General features: G+C 35.8%; 27 protein-coding genes, 1 tRNA gene and 1 pseudogene. 17 read left to right on the forward strand and 12 right to left on the reverse strand.

The window, feature by feature from the left end; genetic code table 11:
- The first annotated feature begins 57 nt into the window (after positions 1-57).
- On the forward strand, positions 58-474 hold the full coding sequence (locus BM305_RS12850) for a metal-dependent transcriptional regulator (RefSeq protein ID WP_092561470.1): 417 nt from the start codon (positions 58-60) through the stop codon (positions 472-474).
- An 18-nt stretch (positions 475-492) separates the two neighbouring features.
- Here the strand turns inward: BM305_RS12850 and BM305_RS12855 are convergent.
- The 3 genes from BM305_RS12855 to BM305_RS12865 form a co-directional block, all read right to left on the reverse strand.
- Positions 493-563 (reverse strand) — tRNA-Gly (locus BM305_RS12855).
- A 62-nt stretch (positions 564-625) separates the two neighbouring features.
- Positions 626-1,249 (reverse strand): response regulator transcription factor, encoded by a 624-nt coding sequence (locus BM305_RS12860; protein WP_092561472.1) that lies wholly within the window; start codon positions 1,247-1,249, stop codon positions 626-628.
- The gene (locus tag BM305_RS12865; protein WP_092561474.1) at positions 1,250-2,365 is read right to left on the reverse strand and encodes a sensor histidine kinase; all 1,116 of its coding nucleotides are present in this window, start codon (positions 2,363-2,365) and stop codon (positions 1,250-1,252) included.
- Positions 2,366-2,499: 134 nt separating this feature from the next.
- Here BM305_RS12865 and BM305_RS12870 point away from each other — a divergent pair, with 134 nt between their 5' ends.
- The 7 genes from BM305_RS12870 to BM305_RS12900 all read left to right on the forward strand — a co-directional run bounded on the left by BM305_RS12870 (position 2,500) and on the right by BM305_RS12900 (position 10,042).
- Positions 2,500-3,438: an ABC transporter ATP-binding protein gene (locus tag BM305_RS12870; RefSeq protein ID WP_092561476.1), complete on the forward strand. Its 939-nt coding sequence runs from the start codon at positions 2,500-2,502 to the stop codon at positions 3,436-3,438.
- A 4-nt stretch (positions 3,439-3,442) separates the two neighbouring features.
- Positions 3,443-4,249, forward strand: coding sequence for an ABC transporter permease (locus BM305_RS12875; protein ID WP_092561478.1), 807 nt, complete (start codon positions 3,443-3,445; stop codon positions 4,247-4,249).
- Positions 4,250-4,259: 10 nt separating this feature from the next.
- On the forward strand, positions 4,260-5,420 hold the full coding sequence (locus BM305_RS12880) for an ABC transporter permease (protein WP_092561480.1): 1,161 nt from the start codon (positions 4,260-4,262) through the stop codon (positions 5,418-5,420).
- Between the two features lie 65 nt (positions 5,421-5,485).
- Complete coding sequence (locus BM305_RS12885; RefSeq protein WP_092561482.1) at positions 5,486-6,892, forward strand: putative DNA modification/repair radical SAM protein; 1,407 nt, start codon at positions 5,486-5,488, stop codon at positions 6,890-6,892.
- The gene (locus BM305_RS12890) at positions 6,889-7,683 is read left to right on the forward strand and encodes a TIGR03915 family putative DNA repair protein (RefSeq protein WP_092561484.1); all 795 of its coding nucleotides are present in this window, start codon (positions 6,889-6,891) and stop codon (positions 7,681-7,683) included. Before BM305_RS12885 ends, BM305_RS12890 begins: the two co-directional genes overlap by 4 nt.
- Positions 7,680-9,641 carry a GTP-binding protein gene (locus tag BM305_RS12895; RefSeq protein WP_092561486.1) on the forward strand — a complete coding sequence of 654 codons (1,962 nt, stop codon included), beginning with the start codon at positions 7,680-7,682 and terminating at the stop codon, positions 9,639-9,641. The genes BM305_RS12890 and BM305_RS12895 overlap by 4 nt, the downstream gene beginning before the upstream one ends.
- A 101-nt stretch (positions 9,642-9,742) precedes the next feature.
- Complete coding sequence (locus BM305_RS12900; RefSeq protein WP_092561488.1) at positions 9,743-10,042, forward strand: hypothetical protein; 300 nt, start codon at positions 9,743-9,745, stop codon at positions 10,040-10,042.
- Between the two features lie 51 nt (positions 10,043-10,093).
- Here BM305_RS12900 and BM305_RS12905 read toward each other — a convergent pair whose 3' ends face one another.
- Entirely contained in the window at positions 10,094-11,047 is a 954-nt protein-coding gene (locus BM305_RS12905; protein WP_092561490.1) for a GNAT family N-acetyltransferase, read from the reverse strand.
- 17 nt (positions 11,048-11,064) lie between these two features.
- Positions 11,065-11,817, reverse strand: coding sequence for a glycerophosphodiester phosphodiesterase (locus BM305_RS12910; protein WP_092561492.1), 753 nt, complete (start codon positions 11,815-11,817; stop codon positions 11,065-11,067).
- A 167-nt stretch (positions 11,818-11,984) separates the two neighbouring features.
- On the opposite strand from BM305_RS12910, the gene BM305_RS12915 reads away from it, so the two are divergent.
- The gene (locus BM305_RS12915; protein ID WP_092561494.1) at positions 11,985-12,329 is read left to right on the forward strand and encodes a phenylpyruvate tautomerase MIF-related protein; all 345 of its coding nucleotides are present in this window, start codon (positions 11,985-11,987) and stop codon (positions 12,327-12,329) included.
- A 25-nt stretch (positions 12,330-12,354) separates the two neighbouring features.
- On the opposite strand, the gene BM305_RS19835 is transcribed toward BM305_RS12915, so the two are convergent.
- Positions 12,355-12,750: a putative ABC transporter permease gene (locus BM305_RS19835; RefSeq protein ID WP_092561496.1), complete on the reverse strand. Its 396-nt coding sequence runs from the start codon at positions 12,748-12,750 to the stop codon at positions 12,355-12,357.
- A 66-nt stretch (positions 12,751-12,816) separates the two neighbouring features.
- Between BM305_RS19835 and BM305_RS12925 the strand changes: the two genes are divergently transcribed.
- The 5 genes from BM305_RS12925 to BM305_RS12945 all read left to right on the forward strand — a co-directional run bounded on the left by BM305_RS12925 (position 12,817) and on the right by BM305_RS12945 (position 17,049).
- Positions 12,817-13,320 carry a dihydrofolate reductase gene (locus BM305_RS12925; protein WP_092561498.1) on the forward strand — a complete coding sequence of 168 codons (504 nt, stop codon included), beginning with the start codon at positions 12,817-12,819 and terminating at the stop codon, positions 13,318-13,320.
- A 178-nt stretch (positions 13,321-13,498) separates the two neighbouring features.
- Positions 13,499-14,569 (forward strand): branched-chain amino acid aminotransferase, encoded by a 1,071-nt coding sequence (locus BM305_RS12930; RefSeq protein WP_092561694.1) that lies wholly within the window; start codon positions 13,499-13,501, stop codon positions 14,567-14,569.
- Between the two features lie 31 nt (positions 14,570-14,600).
- The gene (locus tag BM305_RS12935; RefSeq protein ID WP_092561500.1) at positions 14,601-15,167 is read left to right on the forward strand and encodes a DUF1653 domain-containing protein; all 567 of its coding nucleotides are present in this window, start codon (positions 14,601-14,603) and stop codon (positions 15,165-15,167) included.
- Positions 15,168-15,234: 67 nt separating this feature from the next.
- The gene (locus tag BM305_RS12940; RefSeq protein ID WP_092561502.1) at positions 15,235-16,065 is read left to right on the forward strand and encodes a polysaccharide deacetylase family protein; all 831 of its coding nucleotides are present in this window, start codon (positions 15,235-15,237) and stop codon (positions 16,063-16,065) included.
- A gap of 87 nt (positions 16,066-16,152) precedes the next feature.
- A complete protein-coding gene (locus BM305_RS12945) occupies positions 16,153-17,049 on the forward strand; it encodes a SpoIID/LytB domain-containing protein (protein WP_143099179.1) in 897 nt (298 codons plus the stop codon).
- Positions 17,050-17,052: 3 nt separating this feature from the next.
- On the opposite strand, the gene BM305_RS12950 is transcribed toward BM305_RS12945, so the two are convergent.
- From BM305_RS12950 to BM305_RS12970, 5 genes are all read right to left on the reverse strand, one after another.
- A complete protein-coding gene (locus BM305_RS12950; RefSeq protein WP_092561504.1) occupies positions 17,053-18,570 on the reverse strand; it encodes a recombinase family protein in 1,518 nt (505 codons plus the stop codon).
- 49 nt (positions 18,571-18,619) lie between these two features.
- Positions 18,620-19,492: an L-serine ammonia-lyase, iron-sulfur-dependent, subunit alpha gene (gene sdaAA / locus BM305_RS12955; RefSeq protein ID WP_092561506.1), complete on the reverse strand. Its 873-nt coding sequence runs from the start codon at positions 19,490-19,492 to the stop codon at positions 18,620-18,622.
- Positions 19,493-19,494: 2 nt separating this feature from the next.
- Positions 19,495-20,160, reverse strand: coding sequence for an L-serine ammonia-lyase, iron-sulfur-dependent subunit beta (sdaAB, locus tag BM305_RS12960; protein ID WP_092561508.1), 666 nt, complete (start codon positions 20,158-20,160; stop codon positions 19,495-19,497).
- Positions 20,161-20,395: 235 nt separating this feature from the next.
- Entirely contained in the window at positions 20,396-21,580 is a 1,185-nt protein-coding gene (locus BM305_RS12965) for a cation:proton antiporter (RefSeq protein WP_092561698.1), read from the reverse strand.
- The gene (locus BM305_RS12970; protein WP_092561510.1) at positions 21,570-21,926 is read right to left on the reverse strand and encodes a P-II family nitrogen regulator; all 357 of its coding nucleotides are present in this window, start codon (positions 21,924-21,926) and stop codon (positions 21,570-21,572) included. Before BM305_RS12970 ends, BM305_RS12965 begins: the two co-directional genes overlap by 11 nt.
- A 148-nt stretch (positions 21,927-22,074) precedes the next feature.
- On the opposite strand from BM305_RS12970, the gene BM305_RS12975 reads away from it, so the two are divergent.
- From BM305_RS12975 to BM305_RS12985, 3 genes and pseudogenes are all read left to right on the forward strand, one after another.
- Positions 22,075-22,281: a hypothetical protein gene (locus BM305_RS12975; RefSeq protein ID WP_092561512.1), complete on the forward strand. Its 207-nt coding sequence runs from the start codon at positions 22,075-22,077 to the stop codon at positions 22,279-22,281.
- A 27-nt stretch (positions 22,282-22,308) separates the two neighbouring features.
- Entirely contained in the window at positions 22,309-22,875 is a 567-nt protein-coding gene (locus BM305_RS12980; RefSeq protein ID WP_092561514.1) for a metal-dependent hydrolase, read from the forward strand.
- Between the two features lie 21 nt (positions 22,876-22,896).
- A pseudogene (locus BM305_RS12985) lies at positions 22,897-23,286 on the forward strand (peptidoglycan-binding protein); the annotation flags it as partial.
- Between the two features lie 67 nt (positions 23,287-23,353).
- Here BM305_RS12985 and BM305_RS12990 read toward each other — a convergent pair.
- A complete protein-coding gene (locus tag BM305_RS12990; RefSeq protein WP_092561516.1) occupies positions 23,354-23,563 on the reverse strand; it encodes a DUF1858 domain-containing protein in 210 nt (69 codons plus the stop codon).
- Between the last annotated feature and the right edge of the window lie 30 nt (positions 23,564-23,593).

Below are 23,593 nucleotides of genomic sequence, written 5' to 3' on the forward strand. Positions count from 1 at the left end.
ATATAAAGTTTTAACATAGTGTATAAAGAGAACTATGAATGTCAGGGGACAAGAAAAATGGAAGAAAATTTCTATACATTAAAAGGTTATGAAATTAAAAATCATAGTGAGTTTTCTCACACAATGGAGGATTATCTGGAAATGATTTATCGGATTGCAAGTAAAAACCAATATATAAGGGTAAATGAACTTGCACAGATGCTACATGTAAGTCCGCCATCTTCTTCTAAAATGGTAAAGAAAATCAAAGAACAGGGCTATGTGGAATTTGAACCATATGGCATCATAAAACTGACAAAAAAAGGAAAAAAGCTAGGTCAATATTTATTACACAGACACGATGTATTAAATAAATTTTTCTGCTATATAAATCATTCAAAAAGTGAACTTGAAATGGTTGAAAAAATAGAACATTATATTAATGAAGAAACCATATATCACGTGGAAGAATTTCTTAAAAAGCACTGCAAATAGAAAAATGAGTATGACAAAAGCGGGTGATGGGAATCGAACCCACGTATCTAGCTTGGAAGGCTAGTGTTCTACCATTGAACTACACCCGCTTGACATAAATATATTATATACAAATATAAAAAAAAGTCAAGCATTTTTCTAAAAAAAATTTTTATTTATGTTTGTAGTAGTAAATTGCAATTTGTGTACGATCCCGTAACTCTAATTTTTCAAGAATAGTACTAATATAATTCCGAATAGTACCTTCTGATAAAAATAATTCTTCTGCCATTTCTTTGTTGGATTTACCATCCGCTATTAACAGAATAATTTCATGTTCCTTCTCGGTAATACCACATTCCTTGTAGCATGCTTTATCTGAGGAGGATGACATCAAATCAGGGAGCTTAGAAATAATTTCATTTCCATATACATTCTGACCACTATAAACGGCATGAAGTGCTGGAACAATGCTTTCAAAATCTTGTTTAAGCATATAGCCCTTTGCACCAATTTTTAATGCTTTTACAATATAATCATCATCTAAAAAAGTAGTAAGGTATAAAATTTTAGCCTGTGGATCTTCTTGTAAAATGATTTCACCAGCATCTAATCCTGTCATAGTACCCATACGAATGTCCATAAGCAGTATATCAGGCTTAAGCTGGCGGTAAAGTTCAACTGCTTCTACCCCGTCGTGCGCCATCCCAGCCACTTGGATTCCCTCAGAGGCACTCAAAATTATTTTTAGTGAAGAGCAAACTAGCTTATCATCATCAATTAATAAAATATTCATTTAATATTCCTCCCTGACCAATTCTTTTGGTATGGTCACATATATTTTAAAACCTTGCTCAATTGTAAGATTCAGATTTCCTGAAAATCCTTTTACCCTGTCAGCCATATTTTGAAGACCCATTCCATCCAGACTGTTCTCTGCCAGTTGAAAACGTCGTATAATAGCCTTGGTTTTTTCACTGACAGTGCCATTATCTGAAATAATTAACTGATACATTGCTGGGTGCTCTTTTAATTGCAAAGATACCTGGGTAGCATCAGAATGCTTGATAATATTTGAAAAGGCTTCCTTTGTAATGGCAATAAAACAGTATTTCATTTTCAGTAAGGGTGTTGTTGTAATGTTGTATTCAAATTGAACAGGACAAAACTGAAAATCCCTTACAAGCTTTTCTAGTGTGGCATATAAATCTACAGATTCATCATGCATATTGTGAATGCTTGCACGGATGCTGTCCATTCCTTCTGATATAGATTCTTTTAATGCCGACAGTTCCTCCTTAATAACAGGTTCCCGGCTTATCGTAAGTAAAGCTCCAATCTGTATCAGTGACCGAGACAGAAGATGACCAACATGATCATGAATTTCCTTAGAAATTCTGTTTCTTTCGTTCAATGTGGCAACACTTATTTCATAATCCTGGTTTTCTAATATGCTCCTGTTCTTTTCCTCCTGTATAATGGCTAATTCATTTCTGTCGTCCATAACTCCGTGATACGCTGAAAGAAGCTTTTGGTAGCGTGTAGTTTTAAATTTCATAAAGTATGATAGCAGACAAAACATAATAATGAGAGTAGATAATGACGAATTATTCAGAGCACTCTTTACTATTAATAATGGAATTACAAATAAAATAAAATACTGATATCTGGTAAAAAATAAATCGTATACAATTAATGGAAGAAAAATGCACAACAGTGGGTAGACAGAGCAAAGTCCAGTAAATAATAGGTACAGGACAAGATGAATTTCTGACCGCTCAAAGAAAATGCAAAGAGCACTGACTAGTAGTGAAATGATAACAGGTATTATCAAATATTCATTTCCTACAGAAAAAATGCAGAGAACAGTAGTACAAAGCAGTAAAATCACCTTATCAATAATCTTGTCCATACCAGTTTCCTTTCAAATATATTTTTTTCTATTATGAATGAATTTAAGATGGTTTGCAATCCTTTTATGATGATTGCTTAACAATTTTCTATTTATCTGCTATTATAGTGATAGAGTTTGAAAGGAGTGATTTTGTGGTTATTGCAGTTAATAATCTGGTAAAAATATATGGGAATTTGATGGTGCTGGATCATTTAAATTTAGAAGTTCAGGAAGGGGAACTGTTTGGTATTCTGGGTCCCTCAGGTTCAGGGAAAACAACGGCTGTCCAGTGTATGCTGTCGCTGTTGCAGTATGAGAAAGGAAGTGTAAGAATATTTGATACCAATATGCTTGTCAGCACAGCAGACATCAAAAGAAACATTGGAGTTGTTTTTCAAGAACCAGCAGTTTTTAATGAGCTAACAGTATATGATAATATTTTTTATTTTTGCAGCTTATATGAACAAGATAAGGATGAGGTAGAACGGCTGGTGCAGGATGCCATTCGGGATACAGGATTAATGGACTATTGTAACTTTTATCCAGGAAAATTAGGGGAAGGACTGTTAAGCAGGCTGAATGTTGCTTGTGGAATTGTACATAAACCTAAGCTGGTTATTTTTGATGATCCGTTAGGGAATGTGGAGGTGCAAAGCAGAAATAGAATTTACGAAACGATTAAAAAACTAAATGCTGAGGGGACGACCATTTTATATACATCCAATTGTGTGGAAGAGGTGGAGTCTTTGTGCAGCAGAATTGGACTGTTTGATAAGGGGAGAATGCTTGCAGTTGGAACAAAGGATGAATTAAAAACTATGATTTCAATTGGAGAAAAAATAACTGTTCAAATAGATGTGTTAGAAAAGGAAATTATAAAAAAAATAGAGGAAAAATCCAATGTCTGCATGGTAAGTTATGAAAATGGCGTTTTGACTGTAAAGTCAAAAAGAGGTAAAAGTAACCTGCTTCCGTTATTAGATTTTTTGAGTAAAAGCAATATTCCTTTTGGGGAGGTAGCTTCTGAAAAACCTACATTAAAAGATGTGTTTTCAGAGATAACTGGGAAAGAACTAAGAAATGTGAGGTGAGGTGATGTTTTCGATTCAGCTTTTGATGAAGGTAAAAAGCATAGTAAGAGATAAAAAGTATATTTCATGGACATTACTCCTGCCTATTGCATTAAGTCTGGTTGTCTATTTTGCATTTAGTGATATAGGAAAGGGAGATTCTTTTGACAGTATACCAGTTGCTGTTGTTGAAAATGTGCCAGAGGATGATGGTTTTTATCAAGCACTTGTTGCTATGGAATCAGCAAGTGGAACCAGAATTTTTTCGGCTGATAAATATTCGTTTCATGTGGCAAAAGAAAAATTGAAAGCACAGAAGGTTATTGCAGTCATTGTAATGGGAAAGAAAATGGAACTGTATTTTAATCAAATGGGTGTAGAGGAAATGATCGTAAAAAATTTTGTTGAGCATTATAGTAAAACCCAAACTAATGAACTGTCATTTGTGAGAAATAGTGAGATAGAATCTACCAAGCAGCATTCTGTTTTCTATTATTATGTGATTCTGGCAATTATGTGTGGATTTTCATGGATTGCTGGAATAAAAACAGTAGCTGGGATGGAGGGCAGTTGTTCTGTTTTGGGGGCAAGACTTCAGATTTCACCTATACCAAAGTGGAGATTATTTTTACTAAATGCACTTGCTGCGCTGGCTGTTCAATTCAGTGAAATAGGAATAGTTTTGTTTCTTATGAGCTATGTATTTGGGGCATTTTATCAAAATCAGATTTTGCTTCTTATACAATTATGCAGTATGGCAAGTATAGTAGGATTTCTTATTGGCTTAATCACCCAAGTATATTTAATCCGGCGTAAGAAAATGAAGAAGTAAGGGGGAAATTATGCAGATTTTTAAACTCTATTTCAAATTAGTAAAAAAGAAGATTCTAGTTATGATGGTAGTGTGCATGGTATTCATTGGAGCAACAGGAATGATGTTAGCCATTGAGAAGACAAAAAGTACATTGTATAATCAAGAAAAATTTCAAGTCGCTTTTCAATGTGATGATTACCAAAATGTTCTTACAACTGGGTTGTACCAGTATCTAAAAGATTACTGCAATTTTATTCCAGTAAAAGAAAAGCAAATAGATATGGAAGGGAGGTTGTTTTTTTACAATATTTCTGCGGTAATTAAAATTCCAGAAGGATTTACGGAAAACTTTCAAAATGATAAAGAAGCATATATTTTGAAAGAAGAGGTTACCGATCAAAGAAGTATGGTTTTGTTGGATTTGGCAGTGGATCAGTATCTTTCAGTAGTTAGAACATATCAAAAAGCAGAGGGTTTGAGTCTTCTTGAAGCAGTAGAAAAGGCGGGGGAAGATTTTAAGGAAGATAATGCTGTTTCTTGGTATATGGAGGAAACAAAAGATTATACGATAATCTGTAAATATTACAATTATCTGGCATATGGCATTTGGTGTATTTGTATTATCTGCATTGCTGGAATCATGCTTTCTATTAATAGTGTTAAATTGAAAAACCGAATTGCAATTGCACCAGTATCTTCAGTAAATCTGTATTTGCAATTATGGATGGGCAGCCTGCTGCTGACTTTTTTTGTGACAAGTTTTTTTATTGTATTTGGTTTTTTCTTCATTCATAAAAAGTATCTTGATATACAAATACTATTAATGAGTATGAATGCCTATCTTTTTTCCTTGTGCGGAGTCAGTTTTGGGTTTTTAACAGGTTTTGTAGTGAAAAATAAGAAACACATTGCACCTGTTGTACACACTCTCTTAGTTGTAATGTGTTTATTAGGGGGAGTTTTTGTGCCACAGAAGGAATTAAGTAATAAAATATGGCAGATAGGATGTTTTTTACCTACTTACTGGTATGTAAAAAATAATCAGCTGATTAGTTCTTTTCAACAAATATCAGCTAGTAGATGGGAAGATATTTTTAAGAATTATGGAATTATCTTTGGATTTGCAGCGGTTTTTTTTGTGATTGCGTTAATTGTGGGAAAACGGAATTTGAAAATGGAGGCAGATTAGTACTTGCATTTTGAAAAAAAACATGGTACCATAAATACAGAACATACATTCGATCGAGGTGGAATATGGTAATTAGTGAAGTTATGGATTTGTCCAAAAAGCTAGAGATATTGTCAGATGCAGCAAAATATGATGTGGCATGCACTTCTAGTGGTGTAGATCGCAAGGGTGGTGCAGGAATGCTGGGGAATGCAGTTAAGAGAGGTATTTGCCATTGTTTTGCTGCGGACGGAAGATGTATTTCATTGCTGAAGATTCTTCTGACCAATGAGTGCATATTTGATTGTAAGTATTGTCTGAACCGCTCGTCCAATGATGTAGTGCGTGTATCCTTTACCCCAGAGGAGGTAGCGGATTTAACGATAGAATTTTATCGGAGAAATTATATTGAAGGACTTTTTCTTAGTTCAGGAATTATGGTTAGTCCGGACCATACGATGAGTCAGATGTTGAAAGCAGTGTATCTTCTGCGGACGAAGCATAAGTTTAATGGCTATATTCATGTAAAGGCAATCCCAGGAGCAGATCAAAGCCTGATACAGGAAATGGGACTTTTGGCAGACCGTATGAGTATTAATCTGGAACTGCCTACATCGGAAGGATTGAAAAATCTGGCACCTCATAAAAGCCGTAAGAATATATTAACGCCTATGAAGCAAATCCAGCTTGGAATTAAGGAAAACCGTAACGAACTGTTGGCAGGCAGGAGAATGAGTAAGGAACCAACAGCACTTGCAGCAGGCGGTGAGACACAGTTGGCGCTGAACAGGAGAAAAAATGAATTTAAACAGTTTGTTCCATCGGGACAAAGCACCCAGGTTATTATTGGTGCAACTCCAGAAACGGATTTTCAGATTATTCATGTTGCAGAAAGTCTGTACCAGAAGTTTGAACTAAAGAGAGTTTTTTATTCTGCATTTGTAAATACTACCCATGATTCCTTACTTCCTGTTTTGGAAGGAGGACCTCCACTATTAAGAGAACACAGGCTGTATCAGGCGGACTGGCTCTTAAGATTTTATGGATTTCAGGCAGGAGAATTATTATCAGAAGACAAACCTAATTTTAATATGCTTTTGGATCCAAAGTGTAATTGGGCGTTAAATCATTTAGAAGAGTTTCCGATTGAGGTTAATAAGGCGGATTATAAGAAGCTTCTTCGTATTCCAGGTATTGGAGTCAAGTCAGCACAGAGGATTGTTTCAGCAAGAAAGCATGCCAGACTGGACTTTTCTGATTTAAAAAGACTTGGAGTAGTACTGAAGCGGGCACTTTATTTTATTACTTGTAACGGTAAAATGATGTATCCAGTTAAGATAGAAGAGGACTATATTTTAAATCATATGCTTGAATTTAAGGAGAAGCTGCCTGCTGGAATCGGAGGAAGCGGTATTTACCAGCAGCTGTCATTGTTTGATGATGTGAAGTTTTCAACCTTTAACGGAGTACAGGGAATAGGATTAATAGGATGAAGAATAAGCGGATTTATATATGTGAGAATACAACAGATGGCATTTTTACTGCTATTTATGATGCATGGGCAAGCAGTTATGGACATGATTATAACCAGATTGCAGTAAGAGAGCCAGACAATTATCAATTTTTTTCTGAGTTTATTTATGTGAAAACAGATTTGGACAAAGCAGTCAAGGTGTCTCGTTCTATCTGTGGCAAAATATCCTGGCAGGCTTATGAAATGGTGTTTCATTCCACCTTATCCAAGAACGAAAACAAGGCAGATATTATATATCGTTTTTTAATTCTGGGATTTGCCATGGGTAATAAAGTACTGGAGCATGTAAGTAATCCTTATGTAAACGGTGTTTTTTCAATGGATATTAATGTGAAAAATGAATTTTTTCATTATGAAGGCTTTTTACGTTTTGTGGAATTAAAAAATAGAATTTTATTTGCTCGGATGCGTCCAGAGAATAATATATTAGGACCTGTAGCGGATCATTTTGGGGACCGCTTGACAGATGAGAACTGGATAATATATGATGAAGACAGACAAACAGCAGCGATACATCAGGCGAGGACTCAGTGGTTTATAGCAGAAAATTTTGAATTTAATGAAGCAATGGATTTTTCTGAATTGGAAAAGCAGGATAGTCTTTATGATTTGTGGAAATGTTTTGTCGATTCCATTGGAATAAAAGAACGAAAAAATGATAAGCTTAGAGGTCAGATGCTGCCTAATCGTTTTAGGGAGTTTATGCCTGAAGTACCCTATAATAAAAGTAAAACCAGGAGTAAAAAATGAAAAAAGTGTTTGGAATTATGGCTCATGTAGATGCAGGAAAAACAACTCTATCAGAACAGATTCTTTTTTATGGGAAAGCAATCAGACAACCTGGGAGAGTGGATCATAAGAACGCTTTTCTCGATTGCCATGAAATAGAGAGAGAGCGGGGAATTACCGTTTATTCCGATCAGGCTTTTTTTCAAATAGAAGAGGATGAGTATTATTTGGTAGATACACCAGGACACGCGGACTTTATTTCAGAAGTAGAACGTACATTAGATGTAATTGATTATGGTGTTATAGTAATTAGTGCTACTGATGGCGTGCAGGGGCAGACTGAAACGATATGGAACTGCCTTAGAGAAAGAAAGATTCCTGTGTTTATATTTGTCAATAAAATGGATATGGAAACGGCAGATAGTGAATGGATTTTAGCGGAATTACATAAGAAGCTTTCTAACCAGATTGTTTCTTTTACGAAAACAGATATATTATGTGATTTATCAGATGAGATGATAGAATTAGCAGCCTCCTCCAGTGAGATAGCAATGGAAAAGTATTTTGAGGGTAAGCTAGATAAGGAAGAAGTTTTTGTGATTTTGAAGAAAATGATAAAGCAGTGTGAACTATATCCTTGTATGTTTGGAGCAGCATTGCAGGATGATGGGGTTAAGGAATTTTTGCAGCAGTTTCATATTCTAACTGATACAGAGTATGACACGATGGAAAATATGCCTTTTGCGGGAAGAGTGTATAAGATTCAATATGACAGTAATGGGGAACGGATGGCATTTATTAAAGTTTTAGCTGGTAAACTTTCTGTCAGAGATGAGATTTTATTACAGAAAGATGGTGAAATTCAAAGAGAAAAAGTAAATCAACTGAAACTGATTTCAGGAAATAAAGTATCAGCAGTAGCCACTGCCTATCCAGGTGAATTAGTTGGAGTAACTGGTTTGAAATCCGTTACGGCTGGGGCAGGAATAGGGGATTGTAACGATATATTACAGTATCAATTTGTACCAGCGCTAAAAGTTAAGGTTCTTTATGACTCTAACATTCCAGACAGAGAAATGATTAGGTGCTTTCAGATGCTGGAGGATGAAAACCCGATGCTGGGAGCAAACTGGGATGCTGTACTAAAGCAGTTGGAAATATGTATTATGGGAATGATTCAATTAGAAGTTCTGCAAAGAGTTGTAAAAGAGAGATTTGGATATACCATACAGTTTACACAGCCAGAGGTTTTATATATGGAGACACCTGCATGTGAGGTGACTGGATATGGACACTTTGAACCACTGCGGCATTATGCGGAAGTAAGTCTTAAACTAATTCCTCTAAAAGAAGGAAGTGGGTTGCAGTACGAAAGTAGTTGTCACCCAGATCAACTTGCAATGAATTTTCAAAATGCAATCAGGACACATGTATTTGAAAAAATTCATAAAGGAATATTGACAGGTTCTCCTTTAACTGATGTAAAGATTGTGTTAAATGGAGGAATCGCTCATATAAAGCATACAGAAGGTGGAGACTTTAGAGAGGCAACTTATCGGGCGATTCGCCAAGGATTAGAAAAATCGGGATCAGTTTTGCTGGAGCCGGTGTATGAATTTACAATAGAGGTTGAAAGTCAGCTGATTGGAAGGGTCCTTTCCGATATTACAAAAATGAAGGGCTCATTTGAAACACCGTTAGCAGCAGGGGAGAATTCTATTATTACTGGTACTTGTCCTGTTTCCACTTTTATGAATTATGCAGAAAGTTTCATGATATATACAAAAGGAAAGGGAAGAATATCAGCAAAGGTATCAAGGTATCAGCGATGTCATAATCCGGATGACGTAATCAAGAAAATAAATTATGACAAAGAGCGAGATCTTGAGAATGTTTCCAGCTCTGTTTTTTGTGCCAAGGGAACTTCATTTGTTGTGAAATGGGATGAAGCAGAACAGTATATGCATTTGTTAAAATGACAGATTTGTAAAATATTGGTGAGTCGTATTGCATAATTTATGAACTGTGTGGAATACTAAGCAAGTACAATGAAATAATAAGAATATAGGAGGAGAATTCCATGAAGAAAAAACTTTTTCTTTTAGTAGCTATTTGCTGTTTATCCTTATTTGCTCTAACTGCTTGTAATACGGAAGATGATGATATTACAGATAACGGAGTAACAAACACGGAGATAACTAATAATGGAACTACAAATGGGACGGGTACCATAAATGACTCGGATGGTAACGGTGTTGCAGATGCAATAGAGGATACAGGTGATGCTGTTGGTAATGCGATAGAAGATACAGGTGATGCTATCGGAAACGCCGCTAATGGAAATGCCGCCAACGGTGCAGGTACTACAACAACTCCTTAATAGGAAATCAAAAAGAGTGTTGATAAGACACTCTTTTTGGTTTAAGATTTATTATGAATATATTTTTCGGTATACATCTTGGACTGGTTTTTTTAAGGCTTTTTGTTTGGCGGTTTGTGCTGCAAGGTGCCGCTTTTTTTCATCATGTATGATAAAATATTGTGCTAAATCAGGAATCCGAAAAAGCAGAAAGTATTGCCCATCTATTAGTAATTCCTGTTCTAAATTCATTCCAAGGCAATTTGCAACGTGAATAGAACGTTGATTTTCCTTCTGAATCACAGCAACTATAGAAGAAATTTCTAAAGATTCCAGAGAATATTTTAATACAGCCAGAATACTTTCATATGCATATCCTTTTCCCCAGTGAGAAGCAGCTACCAGATAACTTAACTCAATTTCTGGATTCCCATTCACAAGACGGTTTTGAATACCACATTGGCCAATAAGCATACCCGTTTTATCAAAAATACCCCAGAGTCCAAATCCATAAAAATGATATACATATTTGATATATGCTTTATGTTTTTCTATTTCAACTTCTAAGGGTTCTTCCATACCAGTCACAAAGCGGCGAACCTCTGGATTAGAATAGATAGAATATAAATCCTTGATATCTTCAATATCTAATTCTCGTATCAAAAGACGTTTCGTTTCGGCAATGGTGACAGGAAGCATATAAGCATGTTTCCACTCATTTATTGCAAAGGAAGCAGTTAGCCCTAGGAAACTTTCAACCAAACAATAAGCTGATGAAAAATCTGTGTTTTGAGCGGAAGATAAAACACCGATAGCGGGAATCTGATTTTTCAAGGCAAGTGATATACCAAGAGAAGTATCACTAAATAATAGTGACTGTACTTTATTCTGAAAAAAAGTTTCTTCAGAGGAAGAAGATAAAAACTCATACTTAATATGAGAGTCGGATAAATCCTTTAGAAATTCCATCAGTCCATCATAGTTTGTGTTTTTCAAATGAAAATAGATAGTTTCTAAGCATTTCATGGGGGTACCTGCCTTACTTAATAATTTCCGCTAAAGCGATCAGGATAATCTGTAATAATAGCTGTCACTTTGTGTTTCATTAACTTTAGATAAACATTATTTTTGTTTACTGTCCAAACGTAAATATGATAGTTTAGCTTTCTGCACTTATAAACTAACCAAGGTGTAACCAGTTTATAATTAGGGACAACAAAATCTGCCTTTGATTTTTTCAGACGTCCAAAAGGAAAAAGTTCTGAAAAATGTTCTAGAGGAGTTGCTTTGTCCTTGCCAAGCAGCAGACCTGTATAGATATCAGGATTTATCTGTTTAATCGTCCGGATGACGGAATCGTGAAATGATGTTATCACATAATGGGATGGATCAATATAGTTACTAATAATTTCGATTACTTCCCGTTCATATCCGGTTTCCTTTAATTCGATATCGAATAAAACTCTTTTAGAACAAAGTTGTAAAGTATCTATCAATAACGGAACCTTAATGTTCTTATGGGAACATATCTCCGCTAACTCACTATAAGTTAAGGAACTAATTTTTTTACGATCGACTTTATTATCATGGAATATAATATACTGACTATCTTTTGTTCTCCTAACATCAAATTCAATCATTTTCACTTGGTTTTGTATGGCATCCAAAAAAACATCCAGAGTATTTTCACCGTTGGAAAAGCTTTTTGCTCCTCCACGATGGGCAATAATCAAGGCATTGGACGTTGGCTTCTTTTCAAAATAGTGTCTGACAGTTAATAATTCATTTTTTTTCATCGCATGCACTTCATTTCATTTTTTGTTGTAAGTCTTATTTCATTATAGCAAATAATCGCAAATATGTATGTAAAATTTTTTGGAAATTTAGGTAACAATAGTACTAGGAAAAATTGTCTTACTTTGATATAATAGTAGCAACAATTTTTTAAGAAAGAGGTGCAATTATGCCATTTATTAATTCAAAGGTAAATGTTAAGCTGACACAGGAAAAGCAGGATAGCATTAAGAGTAAATTAGGACAGGCAATATCCATGGTACCAGGAAAAAGCGAGAATTGGTTAATGTTGGGCTTTGAGGATGAATGTAAGCTTTATTTTAAAGGGGATTCTTCCACCCGAATTGCATTTGTAGAGGTGAAAATTTTCGGTTCTGCATCAGCTAGTGCATATGATAAGCTGACGGAAGCTATTTGTAATATTTTTAATGAAGAACTGGAGATAGCAAAAGACAAAATATATGTAAAGTATGAAGAAGTAGAACACTGGGGATGGAATGGAGCAAATTTTTAGTACATTTTCTTGAAGAGGCAGGTTACTACCTCTTCAATATTTTTTCATAAATTAAACCAACAAAAAACCAGACAGGAATATAGTCTAAGCGTATTACACCTTTATAATTCAGCTTTGCTTTGCTATAATCCCATGGACATGCCCTATATTTTTGTAATAATCGACCTGTTACAAATTCTGTGAAAAAAATAAAAAAGGTATACACACCTCCTCGAAAGAGAGCACAGTGGTTTTTTATTGTATTGCTGATTGGCAGAATTAATGCGGCCAGTCCATAGATTGGGAACATCCAGATTGAAGTTTTGCATGTCAGGGAGCGGTCCTGTTTTTTTAAAATTGCATCGAGACCTGTCCAGAAGCATTCTAAACACCACCCAATACTGCCACATAACATAAAGTTTTTTGATATATTGTGAATCATAAAAATAGTATTTACGAAAGTGTAAAGAATTATAAAGCAAAAAGTTGGAATTTACGGAGGAAACAAATGAATTTAATTGTAGCTGTAGATAATAAATGGGCAATCGGAAATAAAAATCAATTATTAGTCAGTATTCCATCGGATAAAAGAAATTTCAGATTATTAACAGAAAATCAAGTGGTTATTATGGGGAGAAAGACGCTGGAGAGCCTTCCTAATGGCATGCCCCTTGAAAACAGGGTTAATATTGTATTGACAAAAAATTTGGACTATACAAAAAAAGGCATAATACCAGCACATTCTTTAGAAGACGTTTTTACAATTCTTCAGAAATATAATGACAGGCAGTGTTATGTAATTGGAGGAGCCAGCATTTACCAGCAATTTTTACCGTTTTGTGATACAGCGTATGTTACAAAAATTGAGTATTCGTATGTAGCGGATCGTTTTGCCCCTAACTTAGATAAAGAAAAGAATTGGATATTAGAAGGTTCGTCAGAAGAAGAAACCTATTATGACTTAGAGTATTACTTTTTGAAATATAGAAATACTAGTGTTTTAGAGTACTAGAAGGACTCTTTCGGAAAAAATACTTGAAAAAGTGAAGAGATAAGATTATTATAAAAGTAAAAAAGACTATTATATTTTGAGCGAAACAAAGGTCATAAGTACAAAAAGATATTTAGAACAAAGAAGATTAGTTTGCTTGGATGGAATAGCCGTGGATAAGAGAGAAAGGATGAATGAAATGTTAGATATCAGAATTGAAAAAACACAAAATCCAAAAACACTGCCTGAAAAGGATAATCCATTGGTATTCGGTACGATATTTACGGATCACATGTTTATTATGAATTATGAATTGGGAAAGGGATGGTTTGATCCTCGAATTGTTCCTTATCAGCCAATTGTGTTACAGCCATCAGCAATGGTATTTCACTATGGTCAGGAAATGTTTGAAGGGCTGAAGGCATATAAGACAGAAGATGGAAGAACACTATTGTTTAGACCAAATAAGAATTGGGAGCGTGTCATTAATACAAACCGCAGAATCTGTATGCCAGAGATTGAAGAAGATGTTTTTGTGGACGCAATTAAAGCATTAGTAAAGATCGATGAAGCATGGATTCCAACAAAACCTGGTACATCTCTTTATATCAGACCATTTATTATTGCGACAGACCCATTTTTAGGTGTAAGACCATCTAATACCTACCAGTTTATAGTAATTCTTTGTCCAGTGGGTGCTTATTACCCTGAGGGACTAAATCCTGTGAAAATATGGATTGAAGATGAATATGTAAGAGCCGTAAAGGGCGGATTAGGCGAAGCAAAGACAGGAGCCAATTATTGTGCATCTTTAAAGGCACAGGTAAAAGCACATGATGAAGGATATTCTCAAGTACTATGGCTAGATGGGGTAGAACGTAAGTATATTGAAGAAGTAGGTGCTATGAATATATTTTTCAAAATAAATGGAACAATTGTTACGCCAGTATTAAATGGCAGTATTCTTCCTGGTATTACAAGAAAATCTGTGATTGAGCTTTGTGAATTGTGGGGATTACCAGTGGAGGAAAGAAAAATTTCAGTGGATGAATTGCTGGATGCTGCAAAATCAGGAGCATTAGAGGAAGTATTTGGTACTGGTACAGCTGCTGTTATTTCACCAGTTGGGCATTTACGATTTGAAGATACTGTATTCCAGGTGAAAGATGGAGGAATTGGACAAATTAGTCAGAAACTGTATGATACCATTACAGGAATTCAGCTAGGTAAATTGGAAGATACATTGAATTGGACAGTAGAAGTAAAATAAATATTCTATAAGAGAGATTTGAAGGTGTTAAATGGAGCAAAATCATATTCCACGACCAGGCGAGTTTTATCGCCACTTTAAAAATAAGTATTATCAGATTATTACAACTGCGACTCATACCGAGACGGGAGAATTACTGGTAATCTATCAGGCACTTTATGGTGATTTCCAGATATATGCCCGTTCCCTGGAGATGTTCACAGAAAAACTTGACAAAGAAGCATATCCTCAGGCACTACAAGTTCAGCGTTTTGAAAAGGTGGAAAAACCTGAGGACTTAGTTGAGAAGCCTAAGAAAATGGAGATTTGTACTGAGGATAAAAAAGAAGAAGCAGCAGAAGAAAAGAAAGAAGAAAAGACAGTAGAAATTCCAACGGCTTCGGATGAAGCACTAGACAAGTTTTTTGATGCAAAATCTTATAAAGATAAACTGAGTGTTTTGCAGTCCATGCGAAATAGAGTGACAGATAAGGAACTACATGATATGGCAGTTGTTTTAGATATTTCTTTAGAGGATGGAAGTGTTGAAGAAAAGTATATGAGCTTGGTTCAAAGCCTTCAGACAATGCTGCGTTTTGAATCTAACCGATTTTCATAAGAAGTAGTAAATTTTAACAAGAATACTGCATATGATAATATACTAGACGAGATATGAGGGTGATGCCATGTCTAAAAATATTTTCATTGCAGTATTTTGTATTGTTGCTCTAATACTTTGCTATAAAGTGGAACAAAGTGTTTATCAGACAAAGACGTATTCCTATTACAAAAGTCTAACAGCTGATATGCAGGATAGCCTGTTAGTGCAGGATACTGACGCCAAGCAAAGTATGCAGGATAATGTATTAGAAGAAAATGAAAAGGAAGCAGAGATAAAAAAGGTGGCGTATTTAACCTTTGATGATGGACCATCAAAGATAACAAAGGATGTGTTGAAGGTATTAAAGGATGAAGATGTTCGTGCCACTTTTTTTATAATTGGAAGTCAGATTACAGAAGATACAGAACCAGTTTTGAAAGAAATGATTGATAACGGGAATGTGATAGGGGTGCATACATACAGCCATGTAGGAAAAAGTATCTACAAGTCACCAGATGCTTATTTTGAAGATTTTACAAAAGCTTGCGATAAAATAAAGGAAGTCACTGGGATGGAACCAAAGATTTTAAGGTTTCCGTGGGGAAGTACCAACAGCTTTATGTCTAACTATAGTGAGAAAATTATTTCAGAGTTAGAGTTAGAAGGATTTACGTATTATGACTGGAATGTCAGCGCAGAGGATTCGGTAGGGAAACCTACGGAATATTCAATTTTGCATAATATAGAAAAGGATTATAAAAAGTATAAGCAGCCAGTTATTTTAATGCATGATTCGGCCATTAATAAATTAACGGCTAAGGTTTTGCCAAAAATTATAAAAGAATTAAAGGAAGAGGGATATTCTTTTGACACACTAGATCATATGGAAACACCATATCAGTTTGCCAGAGACTAAGGACGGCAGGAATTAAATGGAGTAGTATATGTATCAAGTGATTAGTTGTTTCATATGTTATACTAATGAAAATAATATGAGGTTTTTATGAGCCGTATTTTTGTCTATCCAGCACAAATGACAACCACTTCAAAGGGAATGCTGCGAGTAGATTGTACTTCTGCGTTAGGGAACCGGCCTGTTGAAGGAGCTGTGGTAAGAATTGCTTATAGCGATGAACCAAATGTAATACTGGAAGAAGTTACAACGGATTCTATTGGAAGAACAGTAGAGATTGAATTAAGTGCACCAGATATTGAATATAGTTTGCAGCCATCTGAAGTCAGACCGTATACTACCTATAATGTATCCGTTCAGGCAGTCGGTTTTGAAGAATTTTCGGTAAAAAACGTAGAGATTTTACCAGATCAACTGGCAATTCAAAATGCAAATCTAATTCCATTTCTAGATGAAGAACAGCAGCCGACTGCCGAAATGTTTGTAATTGGGCCACATACACTGTATGGGGAATATCCGCCTAAAATTGCTGAGGATGAGATAAAACCTTTGAAAGAATCTGGAGAAATCGTTTTGTCCAGTGTGGTTATTCCTGAATATATTATTGTCCATAACGGACCGCCAACCGATCCGGCTGCTCCAAACTATTATGTAAAATATAAGGATTATATTAAAAACGTAGCTTCCAGCGAAATTTATGCAACCTGGCCAGAAGCTTCTATTATGGCAAATATTCTAGCAATTCAGTCATTTGCATTAAACCGTGTTTTTACCGAGTGGTATAAAAATAAGGGCTATAATTTTACCATTACCAGTTCTACTGCATATGACCAGAAGTTTATGCCAGGGCGGAATATTTTTAGCAGTATAAGCAGTGCAGTAGATGCAATTTTTGTGAATTACTTGTCACGACCTAATGTAACCCAGCCAATATTAACCCAATACTGTGATGGAAAACGTACTACATGCCCGGGTTGGATGACCTGATGGTCATAACAGATTATTTTTTGATGGCAGGTAATAATAAATTTCAAGACTTCCCGTCTTTTTCTGAAAAATAATGTGACGTACCATTCTTTTTAATAGTTCATTTTTTTTGGCGAAGCCCAAAGCCTCTTCATAGAAAAAGGAGTGATTCAGGTAAATAGATGCAGGTACAGCATCAACCGTTGCTTGTATTGAGCTTTCTGAGGAAGGAATGGTAGTAAGTAAATGTTCTTTTTCTTCGAGAATCAACTGTTTATTTCTTTTATACTCCTCTAAGGAGTCGATTCCATGAATATAGGCATCTTTAATCCGTTGCTCTCTAACTCGCAGCTTATCCAACTGGGTATCCAGAAGCAATGGCCGGTCTGGATAAAATTCTTTTGAGCCGTGAGAACGGCAATAATTAACAATATGATTGTATAACACTGTTTGTAATGACTGTAATACGGCGTGTTCCAGCTTTGTGTCTGAAATGCTATGAGAAACAAGACATTTTCCTTTAGTATAACCATAGCACTGGAAATTCCAGTGTAATTTGCTCAAATTAGGATGTTTATTTATACGAGAACAAGCAGATAAGCTGCGGCCGCAGTTTGAGCATTTTAAAAGACCACTGAGCCAGTGTTTATATGTAACAGAGGGACGGGCATTTACTGTGTGACATTCTTTCTTGTAACGCTCCTGAGCTGCATAGAAAAGAGACGGTTCAATAATTGCCTCATGCTGGCCATCTGCTACAATCCATTCGCTTTCATCCTTTATCCTATGGGTTTCGTTTTCCGTTCTATTCCAACGGATTTTCCCAATATATGTTGGATTCTGAATGATATATGCAATGGAACGCTTTTCAAAACTATTATTGTGGTTTGTTTTAAATCCTGCCTGATTCAGATGCTGTGCAATTTGAAAAAGAGACATTTGCTCATGCACATATAAGTAAAAAATAAGTTTAATAATTTCAGCTTGGGCGGGAACAATAGAGGGAGCTTTCCCAGGCTCTGTCATTACATAACCAAGAGGCGGTTTTGCCTGATATCCACCACGCATAGCACGCTCGGTCATGCCTCTAGTTACTTCATTAGCAAGATTGTAAGAATAATATTCGTCGTTCCATTCAATGATTAATTCAATGAGCCGGCCAAACATACCTTCTACAATCGGTTCAGAAATACTAATTACATCAATGTTGCATTTTTTTCTCAAAATACCTTTGTAAAAGGTGCTTTCATCTTGATTTCTGGCAAATCTAGAGAATTTCCAGACCAAAACAACATCAAAGGGCTTTGGTTTTGTTTTTGCTAATGCAATCATATTCTGAAATGCAGGCCTTTTTTCAGCACGTTTACCGCTGATGCCCTGTTCTTCCATAAAAATAAATTCTTCTTTTACCATGTAATGGTGTTCTTTTGCATAGTTTAATAATTCCCTCTTTTGGGCATCTGGAGATAAATCAATCTGCATATCGGTAGAAACCCGAATGTAAAGAGCTGCAATTTGTTTCTTATCAGATGTTTGAATCATGCAATAAACGACCTCCTGTAGAATATCTTTTTGGGAGAAACATTTCATTTTAAAGCTTGTGGAGTTTATCTGTTATTTTCTTTCCAGTTGGAGTAACGGCAAGGCCGCCTTTTCCCGTTTCCTTTAATTCTTTTGGCATTATTCTTCCGATTTCACCCATGGCATCAATGACTTCGTCAGGAGGAATGCGGCTTTCAATCCCTGCAAGTGCAAGGTCTGCTGATGAAATAGCATTGACTGCACCAATTACATTTCGTTTTATACAAGGAATCTCAACTAATCCAGCAACAGGATCACAAGTAAGTCCTAATAAATTTTTTAAGGCTATTGCACAGGCATGTGCAGACATGTAAGAACTGCCTCCTTTTAAATAAGCAACAGCACCAGCAGCCATAGCACTGGCCGAACCAATTTCTGCCTGACAACCACCTTCGGCACCTGAAATAGAAGCTCTCCCAGCGATGACCATGCCAATTCCACTAGCAACATACAAAGCTTCAGCTATTTTTTGATCACTTAGTTGAAAATGCTTTTGACAGGTAATGAGTACAGCAGGAAGAACACCGCAGGAACCAGCAGTAGGTGCAGCAACAATTCTTCTCATGCAAGCGTTGGATTCACCCATTTTAATCGCTCGTTCCATAACCTCACCCATAAAAGTACCACTAACGCAGCTGCCACGGGCAATGTAGTCGTGAAGCTTTGCACCATCGCCACCAACTAACAAACTAGAGGAACGACGGTTTTTATCATAACTGTTGTCTGCATTTTTCATTGCTTCATACATAGTTAACATGGTGGAAAAAGAGTCTTCTCTAGAAGTCTGTCTTTCTCTACAGTCATGTTCCAGAATTATTTCCCAGAACTGCTTGTTTTGTTCTTCTGCTTTTTTCAAAATGACGTCTAACGAACCTAATTCCATATTCAATCCTCCAAACTCAGATAAGTAACTTTTGCAATTCCTTCAAGATGTTCCAGCCACTTAATGGATTCCAAAGGAATTTCCTGATCACATTCAATTACCATAACTGCATTGCCGCCTCTTCCATCTCGATAAAGCTGCATGGCAGCAATATTGACAGATTTATGTCCCAGCATAGAGGTTACTTCGGTTACATGCCCTGGCTGATCTAAATTATGTACAATCAGCGTTGGATAGTTTCCAGTAAAGTTTGTATCCAGACCGTCAATCTGACAGATTTTAATACGTCCACCTCCCAACGATTCTGCAACTACTTCAAGCTTACGTCCGCTGATTCCTATTAGTTGAATTTTAACCGTATTTGGATGTGGATTGCGAAGCCCTTTTCCATTGTAAAAAGAAAATTTTAATTGCTTTTCTTCCGCAATTTCAAAACTGTTTGGAATATTTAAGTTATCTTCCTTCATACCAAGAAGACCTGCAACTAAAGCCCGATCGGTACCATGCCCTTTGCCAGTTGCTAAAAAAGAACCATATAAAAAGAGATCCGCTGATTGAATTGGTTCACCCATAAGCTTGTGGGATATATATCCAATTCTCACAGCTCCTGCTGTATGAGAACTGGATGGTCCCACCATAATAGGCCCTACAATATCAAATATATTCATAGATGTTCCTCCTAGACATTATATGTAATTGGAATGCTTAATAATACTATAATCTGATTGTTTCTCAAATGAGCCATTCCTATACAGGAATAAATTATTTTGCAAAATGAACATTTATCATAATAGTATTAAGCACTACAAAACGTCAAGAGGAAGTTGAGAATTCTTTTTGTATTAAGAAAATTAAGTTATAACTTGTTTTATCATTTAAAAATGCTTGTTATACTTAAGAAAATTAAGTTCTAGGTGAGAGTACAATTTCCCCTGATTTCACTAAGGAGACTTTTGCTACGACTGGTCCAATAATAGAGTAAATAAAAGTAGAACATAAAATAATTACTCTGATTTGGGAAGCATAATCAGGAACAAGCTGTCCAGCAACAGCAACAAGACCTAAAGCAACACCTGCCTGTGGCATTAAGGTAGGACCTAAATACTTGCAGATTTTGTCTTCTTGCTTAGCAAGTTTTCCGCCTGTCCAGGCACCTAACCATTTACCAATAACTCTCATCACTACATAAACTAAGCCGATTATTCCAATTCCCTTCAATGCGGTAATTTCAAAGCCAGCACCAGATATAACAAAGAACAGCATGTAAATTGGTGGATTAAAGGAATCAGTTATAGAAATAATACCATCAATATCATCAAAAATATTTACCAGTACAGCTCCTAGTGACATACAAGCCAATAGTGGTGAACCATGAAGGATAGTTGAAGACCAGTATGTTAATAGAATCAATGACACGATAATGCAGATTCTGTTAGATGGTTTCTTAAACCAACGGAACAATAATTTCATAACAATACTAATTGCAGCTCCTAAAATAAAGGAAATAACGATTTCATAGATTGGACTTAATATAGACAGTAGTAAATTAAACTCTTTATCTGCTGACATCATATTTACAATGGTAGTAGCGAATCCAAATCCGATTAATGCAGTGGCATCATCAATTGCAACAACACTCATTAGCATAGAAGTTAAAGAACCTTTGGCTTTATATTGGTTGATAACCATAATGGTTTGGGCGGGAGCAGTAGCAGCAGCAATCGCTCCAAGCATAATAGAAAGTTTCAAATCAAAACCTAATATAATAAGCACACTTGTTACTATTATAATTGCAAAACCAGATTCTGCAATTGCAATTATGATAGGAGCAACTCCAACCTTTCGGAAGTAACTCAGATTAAATTCACTTCCAATAGAAAATGCAATAAATCCCAGTGCTATGTCTGATATAATAGTAAAATTATCTACCATATCGACAGAAATAATGTTAAAAACAGATGGGCCTAATAAAAGACCGGCAATTAAATAACCAGTCACATTTGGTAGCTTTATAAACTTAGATAATCTGCCACAAATAATACCAGAAAAAAGTAGAATTGATACATCAAACAATATTTTATTTTCCATCATCAATCATCCCCTTTGTAAAGTCTACGGGAAAGCTGAAAACCACACCATTATTGCTTTTTGATAGGTCTCCCACAATTTCTTCAATAGTCTCTACAGCCATTGATAATTGTTCGTTCCGGATTACCGCAAAAATAATATTGCTGTTTTCTCGTTCCGGATTTAGAAATTTTCTTAATGAAGATAGAAATGGCATTTCGTCTTCCCCGTGCTTTTCAAATAATATTCTTGCCATTCCCTTGCCTTCAATAACTGTGGCACCTTGGATGCCTCGTTTTGAGAATTCTGCCAGTAATAAATCCAGCTTCTCAGTTTTGTTTAAAATATAAAATAATAATCTCATCATTACTGTACCTCCATTAATAAAGTACTCCTAATTAAGATATTTGTCAAGGAAGCAGCTTGATAAATTCTCATTTGTAGTTTAAATTAATAAGATGGAACAAGGACAGGCTCAGAAGCATATACTAAAAAAAACGAACTGAGAGAAAAAATTGGGAAAAGAATTGATTCTTCATAATTATATTATTGTAGGTGACAAAGAACCAGTGCTAATCGATACGCTGACAAAGGAAGAACAAGAATTAATCGGTTTTTTGTTAAATGCAGAAGGAATGGATGCACTGGGATATGTTCCAGCTGAACAAAAGCAATATGAAGCTGAATTAAAGAGACTGGAAAGAAATTGCCAGGGTAAATAAAATACGTAAGAAAAGGATACAAGGTACATGACAGGAGTTACACATAAAATAGGCGGAATTGCTGCTGGGACAATTGCGATTGCAGCTGTTCCTGTGGAAAGAACAGATATTAAAGTAATTGTTTTAACAGGGGCAGTAGTGGGAAGTCTTCTGCCTGATATCGATCAGCCCCGAAGCACTATAGGGAGAAAATTAAAGGCAGTAAGCTGGGGAATAGGAGTGTTTCGTTTTTTGTTAAAAATTTCAACTTGTTTGTTGCCAGTAAAAGAAAAGAAATATATACGGGGAGTAGCAGGCCATAGGGGAATTACTCATTCTTTATTGGCATGTTTTATGGTAATGGGAGCTTTTTACCTATTCAGGCCATGCGTTCCCTTCCAGTCTTATTATGTTGGGCTGGCAGAGGGAGTTATAGTGGGAATGTGGAGCCATATTTTTTTGGACATGCTTTCCAACGGGGTGCCGCTGTTTACGCCTATTTCCAATAAAAGAATTGTGTTAGCAAGAATAAAAACAGGTGGAATCAGAGAGTGGCTTGTCCGTGTAATCCTTTTACTGTTGGCAGGAATTCTGGCTGTTCCAAAAGCATTTTAATTGTTATAGGTATTTACTGTCTGGTTGACCCAATGGGGCTCTAAGTATTTGGGAGATCAGGGCTATAGTGCGATTGATATTATCCGGTATTATTATGGCAATAATATGTTTATAAAAACAGCTACAGAAGTATCAGGAGTGCCTTCTTCTTGGCCAGGGACAGATTTAAAGGTAGGAACGCGAAGTGATAAAGTTCGTCAGATGCAGCAGCAGTTAAATGTGATTACGAAAGGATACCCACTAATTCCAAAATTGGTAGAGGATGGAATTTTTGGAAAGAAGACAGAAGAGGCAGTGAAAAAGTTTCAGGGGGTTTTTGGCCTGCCGCAAACGGGAATTGTTGATTATCCTACCTGGTATAAAATTTCAGAAATATATGTGGGGGTAAGCAGAATCGCTGAGCTTCAATAAAAGCTGGAAAAGGGCTGCTGCACTATAGAATCATAGTGCACAGCTCTTAGTTATTATATACTATTTCTTAACTCTGTTTTAAAGATAAATATTCATTTAACTTGTCAACGAGAGGGTTTACATCCAAATCATGAACGGCACAAGCATCCTCCAGAGATTCCATCTGGGAAGATGGACAGCCTAGGCAATGCATGCCAAATCTCATTAAAATTGGAGCCATTGCAGAATCTATTTGGAGCACTTCTGAGATGAGCATGTCTTTCGTTACTTTTTGCATAATAGAAACCTCCTTTCCAGTTTTACCAAC

It is taken from the genome of Anaeromicropila populeti, from assembly GCF_900112775.1.
Lineage (GTDB): Bacteria > Bacillota > Clostridia > Lachnospirales > Lachnospiraceae > Anaeromicropila_A > Anaeromicropila_A populeti.

What these genes read in the sequence shown, in the direction of transcription:
- BM305_RS12850 (WP_092561470.1), top strand. Translation starts at nt 58, where the DNA reads ATGGAAGAAAATTTCTATACATTAAAAGGTTATGAAATTAAAAATCAT.
- BM305_RS12860 (WP_092561472.1), bottom strand. Translation starts at nt 1,249, where the DNA reads ATGAATATTTTATTAATTGATGATGATAAGCTAGTTTGCTCTTCACTA.
- BM305_RS12865 (WP_092561474.1), bottom strand. Translation starts at nt 2,365, where the DNA reads ATGGACAAGATTATTGATAAGGTGATTTTACTGCTTTGTACTACTGTT.
- BM305_RS12875 (WP_092561478.1), top strand. Translation starts at nt 3,443, where the DNA reads ATGTTTTCGATTCAGCTTTTGATGAAGGTAAAAAGCATAGTAAGAGAT.
- BM305_RS12880 (WP_092561480.1), top strand. Translation starts at nt 4,260, where the DNA reads ATGCAGATTTTTAAACTCTATTTCAAATTAGTAAAAAAGAAGATTCTA.
- BM305_RS12885 (WP_092561482.1), top strand. Translation starts at nt 5,486, where the DNA reads ATGGTAATTAGTGAAGTTATGGATTTGTCCAAAAAGCTAGAGATATTG.
- BM305_RS12890 (WP_092561484.1), top strand. Translation starts at nt 6,889, where the DNA reads ATGAAGAATAAGCGGATTTATATATGTGAGAATACAACAGATGGCATT.
- BM305_RS12895 (WP_092561486.1), top strand. Translation starts at nt 7,680, where the DNA reads ATGAAAAAAGTGTTTGGAATTATGGCTCATGTAGATGCAGGAAAAACA.
- BM305_RS12900 (WP_092561488.1), top strand. Translation starts at nt 9,743, where the DNA reads ATGAAGAAAAAACTTTTTCTTTTAGTAGCTATTTGCTGTTTATCCTTA.
- BM305_RS12905 (WP_092561490.1), bottom strand. Translation starts at nt 11,047, where the DNA reads ATGAAATGCTTAGAAACTATCTATTTTCATTTGAAAAACACAAACTAT.
- BM305_RS12910 (WP_092561492.1), bottom strand. Translation starts at nt 11,817, where the DNA reads ATGAAAAAAAATGAATTATTAACTGTCAGACACTATTTTGAAAAGAAG.
- BM305_RS12915 (WP_092561494.1), top strand. Translation starts at nt 11,985, where the DNA reads ATGCCATTTATTAATTCAAAGGTAAATGTTAAGCTGACACAGGAAAAG.
- BM305_RS19835 (WP_092561496.1), bottom strand. Translation starts at nt 12,750, where the DNA reads ATGATTCACAATATATCAAAAAACTTTATGTTATGTGGCAGTATTGGG.
- BM305_RS12925 (WP_092561498.1), top strand. Translation starts at nt 12,817, where the DNA reads ATGAATTTAATTGTAGCTGTAGATAATAAATGGGCAATCGGAAATAAA.
- BM305_RS12930 (WP_092561694.1), top strand. Translation starts at nt 13,499, where the DNA reads ATGTTAGATATCAGAATTGAAAAAACACAAAATCCAAAAACACTGCCT.
- BM305_RS12935 (WP_092561500.1), top strand. Translation starts at nt 14,601, where the DNA reads ATGGAGCAAAATCATATTCCACGACCAGGCGAGTTTTATCGCCACTTT.
- BM305_RS12940 (WP_092561502.1), top strand. Translation starts at nt 15,235, where the DNA reads ATGTCTAAAAATATTTTCATTGCAGTATTTTGTATTGTTGCTCTAATA.
- BM305_RS12945 (WP_143099179.1), top strand. Translation starts at nt 16,153, where the DNA reads ATGAGCCGTATTTTTGTCTATCCAGCACAAATGACAACCACTTCAAAG.
- BM305_RS12950 (WP_092561504.1), bottom strand. Translation starts at nt 18,570, where the DNA reads ATGATTCAAACATCTGATAAGAAACAAATTGCAGCTCTTTACATTCGG.
- sdaAA (WP_092561506.1), bottom strand. Translation starts at nt 19,492, where the DNA reads ATGGAATTAGGTTCGTTAGACGTCATTTTGAAAAAAGCAGAAGAACAA.
- sdaAB (WP_092561508.1), bottom strand. Translation starts at nt 20,160, where the DNA reads ATGAATATATTTGATATTGTAGGGCCTATTATGGTGGGACCATCCAGT.
- BM305_RS12965 (WP_092561698.1), bottom strand. Translation starts at nt 21,580, where the DNA reads ATGGAAAATAAAATATTGTTTGATGTATCAATTCTACTTTTTTCTGGT.
- BM305_RS12970 (WP_092561510.1), bottom strand. Translation starts at nt 21,926, where the DNA reads ATGATGAGATTATTATTTTATATTTTAAACAAAACTGAGAAGCTGGAT.
- BM305_RS12980 (WP_092561514.1), top strand. Translation starts at nt 22,309, where the DNA reads ATGACAGGAGTTACACATAAAATAGGCGGAATTGCTGCTGGGACAATT.
- BM305_RS12990 (WP_092561516.1), bottom strand. Translation starts at nt 23,563, where the DNA reads ATGCAAAAAGTAACGAAAGACATGCTCATCTCAGAAGTGCTCCAAATA.